Source organism: Mesorhizobium sp. M0047 (assembly GCF_040323315.1).
Classification (GTDB): Bacteria; Pseudomonadota; Alphaproteobacteria; order Rhizobiales; family Rhizobiaceae; genus Mesorhizobium.
Genome location: NZ_JAMYUW010000006.1, coordinates 180775 through 197024, shown reverse-complemented (window position 1 = coordinate 197024; position 16250 = coordinate 180775). Strand labels below are relative to the sequence as shown.

Sequence of the window (16250 nt, the reverse complement as noted above, 5' to 3'; positions counted from 1 at the left end):
TTCATCGTTTCACGGAAACGCCGAACCGCTCTATCTCTTTGTTTCGACGCAATTCCGGACGGAAAGCCGTTTCACACCTTTCCTGGAACTGCTCTGGAAATCGCCGCAACCATCATTCTCGTAGCCGGTCCCGGCTGCAGAGCCGGGCTGATGACTCGGCTCAGGCTACACTCGCATCGGCATCAGCACATAGAGTGCAGTTTCGTCGGCCATGTCGTGGATCAGCGTCGGCGAACCGGCGTCGGCCAGCATGAACTTGGCCTCCGTGCCGGTCAGTTGCGCGGCAACGTCGAGCAGATACTTGGCATTGAAGCCGATTTCGATCGGATCGGACGAATAGTCGGCGGCCAGTTCCTCGGTGGCGCTGCCTGAATCCGGATTGTTGACCGCAAGCGTCACCTGACCCTCGCTGATCGAAAGCTTCACCGCGCGGCCGCGTTCGGAAGAGATGGTCGACACGCGATCGACCGCGGCGGCAAAACTCTGCCGGTCGATGATCAGCTTCTTGTCGTTGCCGGTCGGAATGACCCGCTGATAATCGGGGAAGGTGCCGTCGATCAGCTTCGAGGTCAAAATTACGCTGCCGATGGTGAAGCGGATTTTGGTGTCCGACAGTTCCGTGGTCACCGCGACGTCCGGATCGTCCACCAGCTTCTGCAGCTCGCTCACTGTCTTGCGTGGAATGATGATGCCCGGCATGCCCTCGGATCCCGCCGGCGCGTCGATCTCGGCGCGCGCCAGGCGGTGGCCGTCGGTCGCCACGGAGCGAAGCTTCAGCTTGCCGCCGACCTCATGCGTGTGCAGGTAGATGCCGTTCAGGTAATAGCGTGTCTCTTCGGTGGAGATGGCGAACTGGGTCTTCTCGATCAGGCCTTTCAAGCCAACCGACTCGAGACGGAAGATATGCGAGAACGATCCGGCCGAAAGCTCCGGGAAGTCGGATTGTGGCAGGCACTGAAGGCGAAAGCTCGATCGGCCTGACGTCACCGTCATGGCGTTGCCGTCCTCGTCCGTCTTCAGCATCACCTCGGCGCCATCGGCGAGCTTGCGCACGATGTCGTAGAGCAGATGTGCCGGAACCGTCGTCGCCCCGCCGCGCTCCACTTTGGCGGGCGTCGCTTCCGTCACTTCGAGGTCGAGGTCGGTCGCCTTCATTTCGAGGCTGGCGCCTTCGGCGGTGAGCAGCACGTTGGACAGGATCGGTATGGTGTTGCGCCGCTCGACCACACGGTGGACGTGGTTGAGCGACTTCAGGAGATTTGACCGTTCCAGGATAACACGCATGACGAAACAAGCTCGCTTGAATGAATGACGGGGTCACCAGTAAGCGGCACCCCGCGAAAGGTCTGAACAGGCTCAGAATCTGCGTAGACTGACAGGAAAAAATCAGCGAACGCAAGCCCGCGCGACCGGTTCGGGCCGGCTACGCGGGCTTTCTGGGGATAAAGCGTGCCAAGTCCGTGCGCCGGTGTCGCAAAACCGAAATCCGGGTCGATTCCATGCGCCGCTACGAGCCCGTTCCGGGCCCCGGCCGCACTGGCAAGCCATTGAATTCCGGCGTTGTTCCTGGTCGCTCCGGTCCGGTCAGGCCTGATCGTTGATCAACCGCCTCAACAACTCGAGTTCCTGCGCCAGCGTGTTGTCGTTGCCAGAAAGGTCCTCGATCTTGCGCACGGCATGCAGCACCGTCGTGTGATCGCGGCCGCCGAAACGCCGTCCGATCTCGGGCAGCGAGCGCGGCGTCATCACCTTCGACAGGTACATGGCGACCTGCCGCGGCTTGACGATGGTGCGCGTGCGCCGGTTGGACAGCAATTCGGTCTTCGACACATTATAGTGGCGCGCGACGATGCGCTGGATGTCCTCGATGCGGACCCGCTTCGGTTCACCGGTGCGATAGATGTGGCCAAGGATTTCGTCGATGCGGTCGATGGTGATCTGCGGCTCGAAGGATTGACGGAACAGCAGCTGGTTGAAGGCGCCTTCCAGTTCACGTCCGCTGCCGGTCACGGTACGGGCAACGTGATTGAGGATCTCTTCCGAAATGTTCAGCGACCCGTCATCGACCCTGGCGGTGGCAAGGCGCAATTTGAGCATGCCAAGGCGCATGGCGAAATCGGGCGCCGACATTTCAAGCGCGACGCCGCCATTGAGGCGCGAGCGGACCCGCGGCTCAAGCGATTCCAGTTCCGACGGCGGCCGGTCGGCGGCAACGACGACCTGCTTGGCGCTGTCGAGCAACATGTTGATCAGGTGGCAGAACTCATGCTGGATGGACTTGCCCTGCAGGAATTGCATGTCATCGATGATGAGCAGGTCGATGTCGCGCAGCTGCTCCTTGAGCGTCAGCGCGTTGTTGTCGCGGATTGCGGTGGCAAAGCGCCACATGAAATACTCGGCCGTGAGATAGACGACGCGCGACTTTGGATTCTGCTTCAGCGATTCCGCCGCGATAGCCTGCAGCAGATGTGTCTTGCCGAGACCGACGGTTGCGTGAAGGAAAAGCGGGTTGAAACGCACCGCGCTCGATTGCGATTCCGCCACTGCCTTGGCGGCGGCGAAGGCCACCCGGTTCGACGGTCCCTCGATGAAGGAGCTGAATGTGTAGCGAGGATCAAGCGGTGACCCCAGCACATTGTGCCGGAATTCGCTCTCGACCGGTGTGCCCGGACGCGGGACCGGTGCACGCTCTGTCCGGCCGGGGCTGACGGTGCCGGCGGCGAGCGCAGTCTGCGTCTGGCGGGTCATCTTGCGTGCCGGCACCACCTCCGCCTCGGCCTGGCTACGGCCCTGGCGGGTCGCCGTGCGCACGACGATGTCGATCTTGAGGAGACCCGGATCCTCCTGCTTCCACAGCTCTGAGATGAGGTCTAGGTAATGTCCGTTGATCCATGAGCGCAGGAATGCCGTGGGCACCGAGATGCGGACAATGCCCTTGGAAGCTTCCGCGACCTTCATGCGGCCAAACCAGCTAGAATAAACTTCAGTTCCCAGACGCGCCTTCAACTGGGCTTTCACCCGGTCGAATTTCTGTTCCGCGTCATTGGGGACCGCCATGTCGCTTGCTCCGATCAAAGTTCCAGGAAATGGGAGGTCGCCCGCAAGCTCCCTTTCGATGCCGCTCTGCATGATCTTTTCCTTGTCCTTCCGTACCTGTTTTCCACCGGGGATGCGCCTCCTGCATCCGGTTCCGGCGACTGCGTCTTCGCTACGATGTCCGCTGCCGCCGCCGGCAGATGAACGTCGCCCACTATCAGCGGGAACCGGTGCCGGCCCATGGAAGCCAGTCCGCGTTGGGTATGTCAGGGCAACACAACACCGTCCGGCGAAAAGAGCGCCGGCCGCCGTCTACCTGCCATGTCTAGTTACGCCAGTCCCCTACCGTATCGAAAAAAGACAAGCCAAATCGATCCGCGGACTTGATCCGCGTTGCAAATCCCGCCAATTTAAGCTGGCCGATTCAGGCTGGGTTTAAGGCCCAGAGCCCGTCCCTTTCGATGGATCGACATTACCGAAATCGCTGTGGATAGGGCAAGGCCACGTCTAACGGATTTTTAAGGAATCTGGTTACTGGAGGCGAGTTCGAGTGGCGTACCGCAACGGCACATTTTAACAAAGCCATTGTGATTCAAACCCTTTTCCGGCGAATATGAAAAACCGCGCGCTGAGAGAAATATTCTGAAATAATTCACTTGACAGCCACTTGTCCCCCATCGCTCCGGCTCGATGTGGACAAGCTGTGGATCACCGCCGGTAAATATCTGAAAATTAAAGGCTATTTCTGGTAGCTAAGAATCTCTAAGTCGGCCGATTTCAAGCATGCTGACCAAGTGCAGGCATGCATACGCCGGCAAAGTATTCCCAATGGACAAATCCGCATAGAACGTCGTTTTCGGACATTCTTTTTAAGTGCTTGCCGGCAAACGAAAAAACCCGGCGCAAACGGCCGGGTTCGAAGAACATCAGTCTAGGCAAGTAATGTTAGGCTGACAGGACTTTGACCCGTTGAGCCAGTCGCGACACCTTGCGGGACGCCGTGTTCTTGTGGATCACGCCCTTGGTTGCGGCGCGCATCAATTCCGGCTCCGCGATCTTGAACGCAGCCTGCGCGGCGGCCTTGTCACCGGAGGCAAGCGCCTCTTCGACCTGGCGGATATAGGTGCGCACGCGCGAGCGGCGGTTCTTGTTGATCGCTGCGCGGCGTACGATCTTGCGCGTTGCCTTTTTGGCCGAGGATGTATTGGCCATGATGCCTCTCTTCTGATCTGGTAGGCGCATGCGGGATGCCGCAGGGCGCAAAAAACAAACGGGCAGCCACGGGGCCGCCTCGGTTGGTGCGGCTTATAGTTCAGCTTTTCCGGCGCGTCAACGCTGCCCGGCCTTCTTTTTGGCGGCCAACAGCCAACTTCTTTCCAGCCAAAGGATTGGCGTCAGCGGTTGGTGAAATTCGGCTTCCGCTTCTCGGCGAAAGCCGCCATGCCTTCCTTCTGATCGTCCAGTGCAAACAGCGAGTGAAACAGTCGGCGCTCGAACCGCAAGCCCTCGGCAAGCGTCGTCTCGAAGGAGCGGTTGACAGCCTCCTTTGCCATCATCACCGATGGCAGCGAGAAACTGGCGATCTTGGCGGCCGCCTTCAGCGCCTCATCGACAAGGTCGGCGGCGGGCACGACCCGCGACACGAGGCCCGAACGCTCCGCCTCGGTGGCATCCATCATCCGTCCCGTCAGGCACATGTCCATCGCCTTTGCCTTGCCGACGAAGCGGGTCAGCCGCTGCGATCCACCCATGCCTGGGATGACGCCGAGCGTGATTTCGGGCTGGCCGAACTTTGCCGTGTCGGCGGCAATGATGAAATCGCACATCATCGCCAACTCGCAGCCGCCACCGAGTGCATAGCCCGCTACCGCCGCGATAACAGGCTTTCGCGCCCGCGTAAGTTCCTCCCAGCCGACGAAGAAGTCTTGGGCGTAGGCGTCCGCATAGGAGATCGACTGCATCTCCTTGATGTCGGCGCCGGCGGCGAAAGCCTTTTCGGAACCGGTGATGACCATGGCGCCGATACCGGCATCGGCGCTGAAGCTGTTCACGGCTGCGACCACTTCGGTCAGGATCTGCGAATTCAACGCATTGAGCGCCTGCGGCCGGTTCAGCCTGATCAGTCCGACCTTGCCATGCGTTTCGGTGATGATCGCTTCATAGGTCATGGCTGCTTCTCCTTGCTCGCGCTCGTCTAACTCACCGCTGACATATCCGGCAATAGAACGTCGATCGGCCGCTCTGCATGATCCGTTCGATGTGGCCGCTGCAACCGGGCTTCGAACAGGCCTCTCCTTCGCGATCGTAGACCGCGAAGGAATGCTGGAAATAGCCCAGTGACCCATCGGTCTGCATATAGTCACGCAGTGAGGACCCACCCGCAGCGATCGCATCTGATATCACCGAGCGAATTGCCTGGGCGAGTTGTTCGCTTTGAGCATGGCCTTTCTTTCCCGGCTTGGCGATCGTGCCGGCCTCGCGCAGCGGCGACAGGCCGGCGCGCCACAGCGCCTCCGAGACATAGATGTTGCCGAGCCCGGCGATCAGTCGCTGGTCGAGAAGCGCTGCCTTCAGTGGTGATCGCCGCCCTTTCATCAACGAGGCAAGCAGTACGCCGTCCAATGTGTTGCCCGTTGGCTCAACGCCGAGCCCGGCCAGCATCGGGTGAACATCCGGCGACCCTTCCGCAAACAACATGAAACCGAAGCGGCGTGGGTCGTTGAAGATCACGCGGGACCGGACGCCCGCCGGAGATACGACATGGAAGACGACGTGGTCGTGATTGGAACTCTTCGAGCGGTCATGCTGGAAGATGCCAGGCATGTCGCTGCCGTCCGTCGTCTCGATGCGGAATGAGCCCGACATGCCGAGATGGCAGATCAGCATGGGACCGCCTTCCAGGTCCATCGTTAGATATTTGGCCCGGCGGCCGAGGGCCGTGATCGTCTTGCCGGTCAGCCGCTGCGCGAACTTCTCGGGAAATGGAAAGCGCAGATCCGGTCGGCGCGCCTCGACACGGGCAATGGTGGCGCCTTCCAGGACCGGCTGCAGTCCACGCCGGACGGTTTCGACTTCCGGCAATTCAGGCATGGCCGCCAATCGCCGTATAGAAGGAAGTGCCGTAACGGCCGCGCGCCAGCCCAAGATGCTCGGCCACCGTTTCACCGATGTCGGCGAACGTCGTTCTCAGCCCGATGTCGCCGCCCCTGAAACCCGGTCCGGTGCCGATCACCGGAATGCGCTCGCGCGTATGATCGGTACCGCGCCAGGTCGGATCGTTGCCGTGATCGGCCGTCAGGATGAGAAGATCGCCCTGCCGCAGCCGTGCAAAAGCCTCCGGCAGTCGCCGGTCGAACGCTTCGAGCGCGGCAGCATAGCCTGCAACATCGCGGCGATGGCCGAATTCGGTGTCGAAGTCGACGAAATTGGCGAAGACGAGATCACCGTTGCCGGCATCATCTATCGCGCCCAGCGCCTCGTTGAACATCGCCATGTTGCCCGCCGCCTTGCGCTCTTGCGAAATTCCGCGATGGGCGAAGATGTCGCCGATCTTGCCGATGGCGATGACACGGCTACCACGCGCCGTCAGCCGGTCGAGCAGCGTCGGCTCCGGCGGTGGCACGGCGTAGTCATGGCGGTTGTACGTTCGCTCGAAAGTGGCGGCGGTTTCGCCGATGAAAGGCCGCGCGATAACCCGTCCGATCCGCAGTGGGTCGACCAGCCTGCGCACCACCTTGCAGAATTCATAAAGCCGCTCGAGGCCGAAATGGACTTCATGCGCGGCGATCTGCAGCACCGAGTCGACAGACGTATAGCAGATCGGCATGCTGGTACGGATGTGCTCCTCGCCGAGCCGCTCGATGATCTGGGTGCCCGGCGCATGACAATTGCCGAGAATGCCCGGCACCTTGCCTTCGCGGATCATCGCCTCGGTCAGTTCGGCCGGAAAGGCGGGAACCGTATCCGGGAAATAGCCCCAGTCGAAGCGCACCGGCAGGCCGGCGATTTCCCAATGGCCCGACGGTGTGTCCTTGCCGCTTGAAACCTCCTGCGCGGCGCCGTGGAAGGCAGTGGCGAGCAGATCTGTCCCGCTACTGGCAAAGCCCAGTCCCGTCGCGGTTTCGGCAGCCTTGCCAAGCCCAAGCGAAGCCATGTGGGGAACAAACAGCGGTCCGCTGCGAAGCCCTTCGCGATCCGCGCGGCCTTCGGCGCAGGCCTCGGTGATGTGCGCGAATGTGTTGGCGCCGGCATCGCCGTAGCGATCGGCGTCGGTGGCGCCACCGATGCCGAAGGAGTCCAGAACGAAGAGGAAAGCGCGCGCCATCGAGTTGTTGCCAGTTTGAACGACCAGACATAGGGTTCCGCGACTTCATTGGCAATTCGGAAACCAAACGGCAACGGCCAGGCGTGATGGTCCAGTGATGTCGCCCAAAGCTGCGCAGCGGTTGGGCAACGACAGGCATAAACAAGGAGTGCATGTCGCAACGGTGCGTCGGATGGGCATGGGTCGAGGAAAACAGACGGCGGTTCGGAGTGTTGCACTGAAGGCGACTGCTGCTCTCATGCTGGTGCAGGCCACGCTCTGGTCCAATCCGGCACATGCCGACTGGCGCGACGATATCGGCACGTTTCGCATCGGCATCGTTGCCGAGCCAGGCGCCGGCAATACCGTTCCGGGGCTGGCTGTGTTGACTGACGCCTACACCAAGGCTCTGGGCATGAAGGTCGAGTTTGTAGTTGCCCGCGACTATGCCGCGCTGATCGAGGCGCAGGCCAATGCCCGCATCGAATACGCGATCTATTCGGCGACCGCCTATGCGACGGCCTCGCAGCGCTGCTTATGTATCGAGCCACTTGTGGCTCCGGTCGATTCCGACGGTGCGACCGGTATCCGCTCCGTTCTGCTGACCCGGGACGGCAAGCTGCCCAATCTGGCGGCGATGGAGAGCCATCGCATCGCCATTGCGCCTTCTGACAGCGTCGGCGGTTCTCTCTTGCCACTGGTGGCGTTGGCGGCGGAAGGCCACAAGCTGGCGGAAGATGCACCGTTTCTGGTCCGCGCCGACTCGGCTGCAGCGGCCGAAACGATGCTGATTGATGGCAGGGCCGATGGTCTGTTCGGCTGGGTGACTGCTGCGGCGGACGGTCAGCCGGAAGCATCGGGCACGCAGGCCAGGCTCGAAGCGGCAGGCCTTTCAGCGGCGGAACTTCGGGTCGTATGGACGTCTGGCCTGCTGAGATATGGTCCCCACGCGGTGCGTAGCGATCTCGACCCTGAAGCCAAGCGACGGCTCACCGTGTTCCTCACCAACCTCAAGTCGACGACTCCGGACATTTACCACCTCCTGGAACCGAAACATTCCGGTGGCTTCGCTGCCGTTGCCCCAAACGATTACGAGATGGCGGCTTCTATCGTGCGCTTCGTCTCGGGCAGAAGTCAGCAGCAGTAGCGCAATTCCAAAACGGAAAATCTGCGTAACGGCTTCTCACCTGCAATCGCGGTGGATTAAGAGCCGGAGCGGTTCTGCAAACTGCCTGGCCGTCATGGTTCAACAGTCGCTGCAAGTAACCGCCACGCTTCTGCGGGGACGCAGAAAATAGGTTTCGCCCATCGTTATGTTGCTGAGAGCCGAGGTCAGTCCGAGCTTCTGCTGGTCGCTCGCCGTCCAGGCGATGACCGGGATGTAGCCAAGATTGCTTTCGGCACGGATGAGGAAGGTGTTGGCGACCATGAGCGGTGCTGGAACCGTGGTCTCGGTGGTCGCGGCGGCGCCGGGGCCGGCGACGCCTGCGACCAACTTGCGCGACCATACCACCAATGCCCTCGTCCCGTCGGCCGAGACCTGTATTGCCGTTATGGTGATGCTCGGGTTCGAGCGGTTGTAGGGTTGAAGGGTGACGGAGCCGATCTTCATGATGCCGTCGATGTCGGCTTTGAAGACATTTGTCTGCTGGGTGACGAGATCAGCCACCATGCTGCCGATACGACTGACCTTCTTGCTGGTCTCGATGGCCTGTGACGCCTCCATTGTCAGGAAATACATGATCAGCAGAATAGGCATGATCAAGGCGAATTCGACTGCCGCGATGCCGCGGCGATCGGACCAGAATCGACTTGCTTTCCGCCAAATTCCCGTAATCCCAAGATGTGCCCCCGCACGCATCATGCCCATTGCCTTTTTTCTTCTTGCTGCTCGTGCATCCGCCTCGAACTCAGTTGTCGAACGGCTCGTTCTGCCAGGTTACCGATGCGAAATGCAGCGTCTTGTTGCCGCCCATCGACTGCGCCAACAGGTCGGTCATAATAGGCCATTTGTAAAAGACCCGAAGCATGTTCCGCGACCCCGCCGCCCCCCCCGTAACGACAAAGTCCTGCTCGGCGGTGCCGTTCGTCAGCTTGACGTCGTTGTCCTTGATCTTGAAGCCGGCCAAGGCCGCGTCTGCAAATGTCGCATATTGACGGAGATCCACCAGCAGCTGATTGGGACAATCCTGCGATACCATGATCTCCAGTTTTGTGCAGATCGTGGTCGTCAAACTGTCTTTGGTGACGTCGGCCGCCTTCAACTGGCCAGTGCGCAATTGGCGCGCGACATCATCGGTGATGTTGGCCATCACTTCCTGGCTGGCGAACGAGATGCAGCTTTCCAGAATGGCAAAGACAAGCAGCGCGAACGGGACTGAAAGGATTGCGAATTCTATCGCCGTGGCGCCGCGCCGGTCGCGAAGAAAACGGCCGAAAAACCTTGGGCGTCTCGCCTTGTGTTCGCCTGCGGAGCCGAATTCCATGCTCATGTCTGATCCTGCCGGTGTCTTTGCGGTCTCGGAAGGAGCGTTAGCGCAAACCGATTGAAGTCCGGTTTGGATGATCGTTAAAGTCGGCGTTGCCTTCTTAACCAGCCGATAACCTGAACGGCATTCAGCTGCAGCATCCTGCTGCAGCGTCCTAATGGCTGACACTCATTTCAGCTTCGGAGGACTTCTCCGCGTCGCTCTTGTAGGAGCTTTCGCAATAGGGCGTGCAGGACATGGTTTGGATTTCGGCGCGCCTATAGATACGCACGGACGAGGCGGCCTGCCGCATGACGGTAACCTGCTCGTCGACGATTGGGCTGCCATCCGCATCGAGCACGACCAGATTGGTGACGCCGAAGCCTTTGCCGGTCAGCACGATCGTCGAGGCGTCCTGCACGGAAGCGTCGGCGATTGCCGGGTTGCCGACCACTATTGTGTCGGCGGGGCGCGACAGTTTGACGATCTTGGCCTGGTTCATCGTGACCTCGATGCCGGCGCCGGCCATGGCTGGCGCGACGAAGGTCGTGGCGGCAAGAAGCGCGGCAATCACGATTGACGATCTCGGCTGGGCCATTGAGGCGCTCCACGCAAGCAGACTGATCAACGGAACATGAACGAGATTGGTGAACCAACGGTTAAGCATGCGGTGCTGCCAATGGTGCCATGGCCAGCAAGGGTGCCCGCGAGGCACGTCCGGGTCGGGCCGCAAGGCTGCCAAATCCTGGACTGGAAGGTTCGGCGGCACTTTAGCCCGAAGTTAACCACGCAATATGTTCGAACCGGGAAAGGAATCGGTAAGGCTGTTTATTAAGCCGATCGAAAGAGCTTCTCCCTAGATTGGCAGCATCCGATCGACCATCACAGAAGTTGACGGAAGTGCTGTAACACGTGGAGTAGGAGCTCTCGAATGTCTAATCTCATCGCACGTTTTGTGAAGGACGAATCCGGCGCGACCGCTATCGAATATGGTCTGATCGCCGCTCTCATCGCGCTCGCCATCATCACTGGCGCCGGCGCGCTCGGCAATTCGCTCAACGCTAAGTTCACCGCCATCGGAACCACCCTGAACTCCGCGCCGGGCGGCGCCTGATCGGCCTTGTCGCCGAGCGCACTTGGATTGTGTTTTGGAAAAGGGCCGCCGCTTGGCGGCCCTTTTTTCCATGCCGCTGCCAACATCACTCGTTTTTTCGGCCGGCCCTCATCAATCGTTAATCGAACATATCTAGGTTAAGCCCCGTGAAAGCCGACAATAGGCATAGCGCCGATGCTTGAAGCCCTGATCTTCGTGGTTTTTCCGTTCTGCATGCTGTTTGCCGCGATCTCTGACATGCTGTCGATGACGATCGCCAATCGCGTGCCGGTGCTGCTCGTCGTTGTCTTTGCGCTGGTTGCGCCTCTGACGGGTATGGAATGGGCGGCCTATGGCGGACATTTCGCCGCCGGCGCCCTGGTCCTTGCAGTGACGTTTGGCTTGTTTGCGATGGGCGGGATGGGCGGCGGCGACGCCAAGGTTCTGGCAGCCACCGCGATGTGGATGGGTCTCAACGTCAATCTCGTCGAGTATCTTGTGGCCTCGACAATCATCGGCGGCCTGCTGACGCTCGCGATCATCATCTACCGGAAGTCGTTGCTTGCGACCGTTACCGGCCAGAATCCGTTTCTGCGCCATTTCGCCGACGAGGCAAAGGGCGTTCCCTACGGCGTCGCGCTAGGCCTTGGCGGGTTGCTGACCTATCCGGATTCGCCCTTGATGGTATGGGCGCTCACAAGGCTGGCGGCCTGAGCACGATTTTTTTTATTACCTGCCTGTGTTGCCGCAACCGGCTCGAAACAGGGCCGGCCCGGCCATTTTGGCCGGTCAGGGCGCGATCCGGCTAATTTATGTAAACCTTAAATTAATCACGATCGTAAGCATTACATTAACCTTGTTTTGACGATTGCCGCTGCAAAGTCCGGCTTGGCTACGTGGTTTGCCAGGGCAAGGGTTCGGACAGATGCCAGCATCGCGATTGATAATTCTGAGCGTGGCGGTGGCCGCGGCGGGTGGTGCGGGCTATGTCGCGAAAAACATGGTGGCACAACCGCCCCAGGTCGTCGTCGAATCCGGCCCTCAGGCCCCTGCGGTGGCTCTGCAGGATGTGCTTGTGCTTTCGGGCGACGTTCCGATGGGCAGCCCGATCGAAAGCAACATCGCCTGGCAATCCTGGCCCGCCGACGGCGTCAATGCGAATTTCATCACCCGCGCCGCCGAGCCCGAGGCGTTGGAGAAGCTGAAGAGTTCCGTTGCCCGTGTGGCGATGTATGCCGGAGAGCCTCTGCGGCGTTCCAAGCTGATCGGCGAGGGGCAGAGCTTCATGTCGTCGATCCTGCCTTCCGGCATGCGGGCGGTCGCCACGGCTATCTCGGCCGACACGTCGGCCGGCGGCTTCATTCTTCCGAACGATTTCGTCGATGTCATCATGACCCGCAGGGCCGATGCCAGCGCCGCTGGCGCCGGTTTCAACACCGAGACCATCCTCAAGAACATCCGCGTCCTGGCCATCGACCAGACCATTCAGGAGGATGAGGAAGGCAAGAAAACCAGGGTGGGCCAGACGGCCACGCTGGAACTGACGCCCAAGCAGGCAGAGATCATCACTGTCGCCCAACAAATGGCCGATCGCTTGACCCTGGCACTGCGGGCAGTCGCGGACACGCAGGAAAAGAATCTGGGTGAGGCCGACTATCTCGTTTCCGGCAATGGCCGCAGGGGAACGGTGAGGCTGATCAAGTCGGGCGAAGTTTCCGAGGTAGGGGCAAGGAAATGAGGCTAAGTGGTAAACTGCCGGCAATTGTAGCCGCGGCATTCGGCCTGCTGCTCGTCGGAACGAATGTGCAAGGCAGCATTGTCGAGGCAAAGAACGCTCAGGTCACGGCATCGACGGCCACCCAGCGCGTCAAGCTCGGTCTCAACAAGTCGGTGGTCATCGACTTGCCCAGCGATGCCTATGACATTCTCGTCGCCAACCCGGCGGTGGCCGATGCGGTGACCCGCACCGCAAGGCGCATCTACTTGTTCGGCAAAGCAGTCGGCGAGACGAACATCTTTGTCTTTGGCCCGAATGGCGAGCAGATCGTCAGTCTGGATCTGGCCGTCGAACGCGACGTTGCCGGCCTTGAGGATTATATCAGGCGCTTCCTCCCAACGTCGGCCATCAAGGTGGAACTGCTCAATGACAACGTCGTCCTGACCGGAACGGTCGATACGCCGCTGGACGCAAAACGCGCGGTCGACCTGGCGACGATCTTCGTTTCGGGCGGTGAAGCGACGACGGGCCAATATTCGCAGACGGCGGCCGGCGGTTCGGCCCAGAGCGGTGTCGACATCAACAATCCGGACCAGGAGCGCCGCACCAGCAAGATCGTGAACCTGCTCCAGATCATCGGCGACGATCAGGTCACGCTGAAGGTGACGGTTGCCGAAGTCAGCCGTTCGGTGATGAAGCAACTCGGCGTCAACATGGTCGGCAGCGGTGGCAGCAACGGCATCAGCTACGGCGCGATCAGCGATAATTTCATGGGTCTCGGCAAGCAGCTGTCGAACTCGGGCTTTCAGATCGGCGCGTCGGGGCTGCAGGCTTATGTCAACGCCATGGAGCAGTCCGGGGTCATGAAGACCTTGGCGGAGCCGACCCTGACCGCGGTTTCCGGCGAGAAGGCGACCTTCAAGGTCGGTGGTGAATACAACATGGTGTCAAACGTCGACCAGAAGGTATCCACCGACAACCAGACTGGGTTGAAGACCTACACTGTCGAAAAGATCGAGTACGGCATCGGCCTGGAATTCCAGCCGGTGGTGTTGTCTCCCGGCCGCATAAGCCTGAAAGTCCGAACCTCCGTTTCCGAACCAACAACCGAGGGATCCGTATCGTTGTCCGAAGGCGTGACGAGCGCCGGCATGAACGCCCTTTCGCTTCGCAAGCGTCTCGCCGACACCACGGTGGAACTGCCATCTGGTGGCTCCATGATGATCGCCGGCCTGGTTCGCGACGATGTCAGGCAAGCCGTCAACGGCTTGCCCGGGTTGACAAAAATCCCGGTGCTCGGCGCGCTCTTCCGCAGCAGGGATTTCGTGCGCAACGAGACCGAGCTCGTCATCATCATCACGCCCTATCTGGTGAAACCGGTCGCACGCAACGACCTTGCCAAGCCAGACGACAATTTCAACGCCGCCAGCGACGGCGCCGCCATGTTCCTCGGCCGCGTCAATCGCGTCTACGGCACCATGCAGACCGACAAGCCCAACGGCCGCTACCACGGCGTCGTCGGCTTCATCTACAAGTAAGCGGGGAAGCGGACATGTCTCAGTCAGCATTGAAGGCAAGCACCATCGCCACAAGGATGCGCTTTGGCAGTTCGCAGGTCAGCCGGCGAGCCGTTCCGGTCGTGGCGGTTGCAATGGCGGCGCTGCTCGCCGGCTGCGCCCATCGCGACAGCATCACGGTCGGCGCCATCCCGGATGACTATCGCACCAACCATCCAATCGTGATCGCGGAGAAGAACCAGAAGATCGACCTGCCTGTCGGGGCTGGTGACCGCGGCATGACCGGCTCGCAGCGCGATACGCTTCTTGGCTTTCTCGACGGCTATGACAAGAGCGCCGCCCCCGCGCTGACGATTCAGGTCCCGAGCGGATCGGCCAATGAGGTTGCCGCGACGGCGGCCGGCCGTGATTTCGCCAGGCTCGCAGTCGCCAGCGGCATCAAGCGCAACCGCATCGTCGTGGTCTCCTATCAGGCCGGCTCGAGCGAGACATCCGCCCCGGTTCGCGTCTCCTATATCTCGGTGAGAGCCCAGACCGACAAATGCGGACGCTGGCCCGACGACCTCGTCGATACGTCGGAAAACAAGCACTATGCCGATTTCGGCTGCTCCTATCAGAATAATCTCGCCGCCCAGATGGCCAATCCGGCCGATCTGCTCGGCCCGCGCAAGCCCTCCACAATCGATGCTGAAAATCGCGGCGCGGTGATCGATGCCTATCGTGCAAGAGGCATTTCGGACGAGTTCCTCGGCAATTCGGAAGTGACGTACTGAGCCGCCAGTCTCGGATTGAACAGGCCACGGAAAAGAGCATGACGATGAGCAACCTTGCCTACGATGCCCCGGTGGATGGCAGCGATACCTCGCAGCAGGATATTGCCGCAATGCAGGCATTGCGGCCGATCCCGCGCATCTCGATCCAGGCATTCTGCGAGACCGAGGGCGTTGCCAATCCGGTCGAGCGCGCCGGCGAGGACCGCCGCATGACGAAGGCGCATCTCAAGGTCCATATGGGCGGCGTCCCCACCGCAATAGAATTCTACCAATCGGCGCCGACGCCCAACCTGATCCTGCTGGAATCGCGCAGCGAACCGAAGCAATTGCTGGAGCAACTCGCCCAGCTTTCGGAATATTGCGATCCGACCTCGAAGGTGGTGGTGATCGGTCATTACAATGATGTCGGCCTCTACCGCGAGCTCATCCGCAACGGCATTTCCGAATATGTGATCGCGCCGGTGTCGATGGCCGACATCGTCAGCGTGATATCGTCGATCTTCATCGATCCGGAAGCCGAGCCGCTCGGCCGCTCGATTGCCTTTGTTGGCGCCAAGGGTGGTGTCGGCTCCTCGACGATTGCCCATAATGTCGCCTGGGCGATGTCGACCCTGTTCAAATCCGAAGTGGTCGTTGCCGATCTCGATCTGGCTTTCGGCACGGCTAACATCAACTTCGACCAGGATCCGGCGCAAGGCATCGCCGAGGCGGTGTTTTCGCCGGAGCGTATCGATGAAGTCTATCTTGACCGGCTGCTGACTCAATGCGCCGAGCATTTGTCGCTGCTGGCAGCGCCTTCGACGCTCGATCGGGTCTATGATTTCGATCCCGAGGCCTTCACGCAGCTCATTGACACCGCTCAGCGCAGCGTGCCGCTTTTGGTTCTCGATGTTCCCCATGTCTGGACGGGCTGGACCAAGAACACCCTGATCAAGGCCGATGAGATCGTCATCACGGCGACGCCGGAACTGGCCAATCTGCGCAACACCAAGAACCTCGTCGACATGCTGAAGCGGCTTCGTCCCAACGATCCGCCGCCGAAGCTGATCATCAACCAGGCCGGCGTCCCGAAGCGCCCGGAGATTTCGCCGTCCGATTTCGCCGAGCCGCTCGGCCTGTCGGCAATGTCGGTCATTGGTTTTGATCCGTTGCTGTTCGGCAATGCCGCCAACAACGGACGCATGCTCGGCGAAATGGATGCCAAAAACCCGGTTGTCGCAATGATCAACGAAATGGCGCATGTGCTGACCGGGCGCAGCGAAATCAAGGCCAAGAAGAAGGCCGGGCTTGGCAATTTGCTCGGCAAGCTTTCGCGCAACAAGAAGTGACGCTTCAGCAGTGGA

General features: G+C 60.6%; 16 protein-coding genes. 7 read left to right on the top strand and 9 right to left on the bottom strand.

Going from position 1 to position 16250, the window contains the following annotated elements; all coding sequences use genetic code 11:
- Nucleotides 1-165: 165 nt before the first annotated feature.
- From dnaN to NKJ89_RS08150, 6 genes are all read right to left on the bottom strand, one after another.
- Nucleotides 166-1284 (bottom strand): DNA polymerase III subunit beta, encoded by a 1119-nt coding sequence (gene dnaN / locus NKJ89_RS08175; RefSeq protein ID WP_352601417.1) that lies wholly within the window; start codon nt 1282-1284, stop codon nt 166-168.
- A 300-nt stretch (nt 1285-1584) separates the two neighbouring features.
- Nucleotides 1585-3057 carry a chromosomal replication initiator protein DnaA gene (dnaA, locus tag NKJ89_RS08170; protein WP_502904113.1) on the bottom strand — a complete coding sequence of 491 codons (1473 nt, stop codon included), beginning with the start codon at nt 3055-3057 and terminating at the stop codon, nt 1585-1587.
- A gap of 924 nt (nt 3058-3981) precedes the next feature.
- Entirely contained in the window at nt 3982-4248 is a 267-nt protein-coding gene (gene rpsT, locus NKJ89_RS08165) for a 30S ribosomal protein S20 (protein ID WP_013533694.1), read from the bottom strand.
- A 182-nt stretch (nt 4249-4430) separates the two neighbouring features.
- On the bottom strand, nt 4431-5204 hold the full coding sequence (locus tag NKJ89_RS08160) for an enoyl-CoA hydratase (RefSeq protein WP_352601413.1): 774 nt from the start codon (nt 5202-5204) through the stop codon (nt 4431-4433).
- Between the two features lie 31 nt (nt 5205-5235).
- A complete protein-coding gene (mutM, locus tag NKJ89_RS08155) occupies nt 5236-6126 on the bottom strand; it encodes a bifunctional DNA-formamidopyrimidine glycosylase/DNA-(apurinic or apyrimidinic site) lyase (RefSeq protein WP_352601411.1) in 891 nt (296 codons plus the stop codon).
- Nucleotides 6119-7360, bottom strand: coding sequence for a phosphopentomutase (locus NKJ89_RS08150; RefSeq protein ID WP_352601409.1), 1242 nt, complete (start codon nt 7358-7360; stop codon nt 6119-6121). The genes mutM and NKJ89_RS08150 overlap by 8 nt, the downstream gene beginning before the upstream one ends.
- A gap of 238 nt (nt 7361-7598) precedes the next feature.
- Between NKJ89_RS08150 and NKJ89_RS08145 the strand changes: the two genes are divergently transcribed.
- The gene (locus NKJ89_RS08145; protein ID WP_352601407.1) at nt 7599-8486 is read left to right on the top strand and encodes a phosphate/phosphite/phosphonate ABC transporter substrate-binding protein; all 888 of its coding nucleotides are present in this window, start codon (nt 7599-7601) and stop codon (nt 8484-8486) included.
- Nucleotides 8487-8585: 99 nt separating this feature from the next.
- Here NKJ89_RS08145 and NKJ89_RS08140 read toward each other — a convergent pair whose 3' ends face one another.
- The 3 genes from NKJ89_RS08140 to NKJ89_RS08130 all read right to left on the bottom strand — a co-directional run bounded on the left by NKJ89_RS08140 (nt 8586) and on the right by NKJ89_RS08130 (nt 10405).
- On the bottom strand, nt 8586-9203 hold the full coding sequence (locus NKJ89_RS08140) for a TadE/TadG family type IV pilus assembly protein (RefSeq protein WP_352601519.1): 618 nt from the start codon (nt 9201-9203) through the stop codon (nt 8586-8588).
- A gap of 46 nt (nt 9204-9249) precedes the next feature.
- Nucleotides 9250-9831 (bottom strand): TadE/TadG family type IV pilus assembly protein, encoded by a 582-nt coding sequence (locus NKJ89_RS08135; protein ID WP_352601405.1) that lies wholly within the window; start codon nt 9829-9831, stop codon nt 9250-9252.
- A 151-nt stretch (nt 9832-9982) separates the two neighbouring features.
- A complete protein-coding gene (locus NKJ89_RS08130) occupies nt 9983-10405 on the bottom strand; it encodes a pilus assembly protein N-terminal domain-containing protein (protein ID WP_352601402.1) in 423 nt (140 codons plus the stop codon).
- Nucleotides 10406-10738: 333 nt separating this feature from the next.
- On the opposite strand from NKJ89_RS08130, the gene NKJ89_RS08125 reads away from it, so the two are divergent.
- From NKJ89_RS08125 to NKJ89_RS08100, 6 genes are all read left to right on the top strand, one after another.
- Nucleotides 10739-10921: a Flp family type IVb pilin gene (locus NKJ89_RS08125; RefSeq protein WP_352601400.1), complete on the top strand. Its 183-nt coding sequence runs from the start codon at nt 10739-10741 to the stop codon at nt 10919-10921.
- A gap of 174 nt (nt 10922-11095) precedes the next feature.
- Nucleotides 11096-11614 (top strand): A24 family peptidase, encoded by a 519-nt coding sequence (locus tag NKJ89_RS08120; protein WP_352601398.1) that lies wholly within the window; start codon nt 11096-11098, stop codon nt 11612-11614.
- 211 nt (nt 11615-11825) lie between these two features.
- On the top strand, nt 11826-12638 hold the full coding sequence (gene cpaB, locus NKJ89_RS08115; protein ID WP_352601396.1) for a Flp pilus assembly protein CpaB: 813 nt from the start codon (nt 11826-11828) through the stop codon (nt 12636-12638).
- Nucleotides 12635-14155 carry a type II and III secretion system protein family protein gene (locus NKJ89_RS08110; protein ID WP_352601394.1) on the top strand — a complete coding sequence of 507 codons (1521 nt, stop codon included), beginning with the start codon at nt 12635-12637 and terminating at the stop codon, nt 14153-14155. Before cpaB ends, NKJ89_RS08110 begins: the two co-directional genes overlap by 4 nt.
- Before the next feature lie 14 nt (nt 14156-14169).
- Nucleotides 14170-14907 (top strand): CpaD family pilus assembly protein, encoded by a 738-nt coding sequence (locus NKJ89_RS08105; protein ID WP_352601392.1) that lies wholly within the window; start codon nt 14170-14172, stop codon nt 14905-14907.
- Nucleotides 14908-14945: 38 nt separating this feature from the next.
- Nucleotides 14946-16235 carry a CpaE/TadZ family protein gene (locus tag NKJ89_RS08100; RefSeq protein WP_352601390.1) on the top strand — a complete coding sequence of 430 codons (1290 nt, stop codon included), beginning with the start codon at nt 14946-14948 and terminating at the stop codon, nt 16233-16235.
- The last annotated feature ends 15 nt before the right edge of the window (nt 16236-16250 follow it).

What these genes read in the sequence shown, in the direction of transcription:
- NKJ89_RS08120 (WP_352601398.1), top strand. Translation starts at nt 11,096, where the DNA reads ATGCTTGAAGCCCTGATCTTCGTGGTTTTTCCGTTCTGCATGCTGTTT.
- NKJ89_RS08130 (WP_352601402.1), bottom strand. Translation starts at nt 10,405, where the DNA reads ATGGCCCAGCCGAGATCGTCAATCGTGATTGCCGCGCTTCTTGCCGCC.
- NKJ89_RS08150 (WP_352601409.1), bottom strand. Translation starts at nt 7,360, where the DNA reads ATGGCGCGCGCTTTCCTCTTCGTTCTGGACTCCTTCGGCATCGGTGGC.
- NKJ89_RS08140 (WP_352601519.1), bottom strand. Translation starts at nt 9,203, where the DNA reads ATGATGCGTGCGGGGGCACATCTTGGGATTACGGGAATTTGGCGGAAA.
- dnaA (WP_502904113.1), bottom strand. Translation starts at nt 3,057, where the DNA reads ATGGCGGTCCCCAATGACGCGGAACAGAAATTCGACCGGGTGAAAGCC.
- NKJ89_RS08105 (WP_352601392.1), top strand. Translation starts at nt 14,170, where the DNA reads ATGTCTCAGTCAGCATTGAAGGCAAGCACCATCGCCACAAGGATGCGC.
- rpsT (WP_013533694.1), bottom strand. Translation starts at nt 4,248, where the DNA reads ATGGCCAATACATCCTCGGCCAAAAAGGCAACGCGCAAGATCGTACGC.
- cpaB (WP_352601396.1), top strand. Translation starts at nt 11,826, where the DNA reads ATGCCAGCATCGCGATTGATAATTCTGAGCGTGGCGGTGGCCGCGGCG.
- NKJ89_RS08110 (WP_352601394.1), top strand. Translation starts at nt 12,635, where the DNA reads ATGAGGCTAAGTGGTAAACTGCCGGCAATTGTAGCCGCGGCATTCGGC.
- NKJ89_RS08135 (WP_352601405.1), bottom strand. Translation starts at nt 9,831, where the DNA reads ATGAGCATGGAATTCGGCTCCGCAGGCGAACACAAGGCGAGACGCCCA.
- NKJ89_RS08125 (WP_352601400.1), top strand. Translation starts at nt 10,739, where the DNA reads ATGTCTAATCTCATCGCACGTTTTGTGAAGGACGAATCCGGCGCGACC.
- mutM (WP_352601411.1), bottom strand. Translation starts at nt 6,126, where the DNA reads ATGCCTGAATTGCCGGAAGTCGAAACCGTCCGGCGTGGACTGCAGCCG.
- NKJ89_RS08160 (WP_352601413.1), bottom strand. Translation starts at nt 5,204, where the DNA reads ATGACCTATGAAGCGATCATCACCGAAACGCATGGCAAGGTCGGACTG.
- NKJ89_RS08145 (WP_352601407.1), top strand. Translation starts at nt 7,599, where the DNA reads ATGCTGGTGCAGGCCACGCTCTGGTCCAATCCGGCACATGCCGACTGG.
- dnaN (WP_352601417.1), bottom strand. Translation starts at nt 1,284, where the DNA reads ATGCGTGTTATCCTGGAACGGTCAAATCTCCTGAAGTCGCTCAACCAC.
- NKJ89_RS08100 (WP_352601390.1), top strand. Translation starts at nt 14,946, where the DNA reads ATGACGATGAGCAACCTTGCCTACGATGCCCCGGTGGATGGCAGCGAT.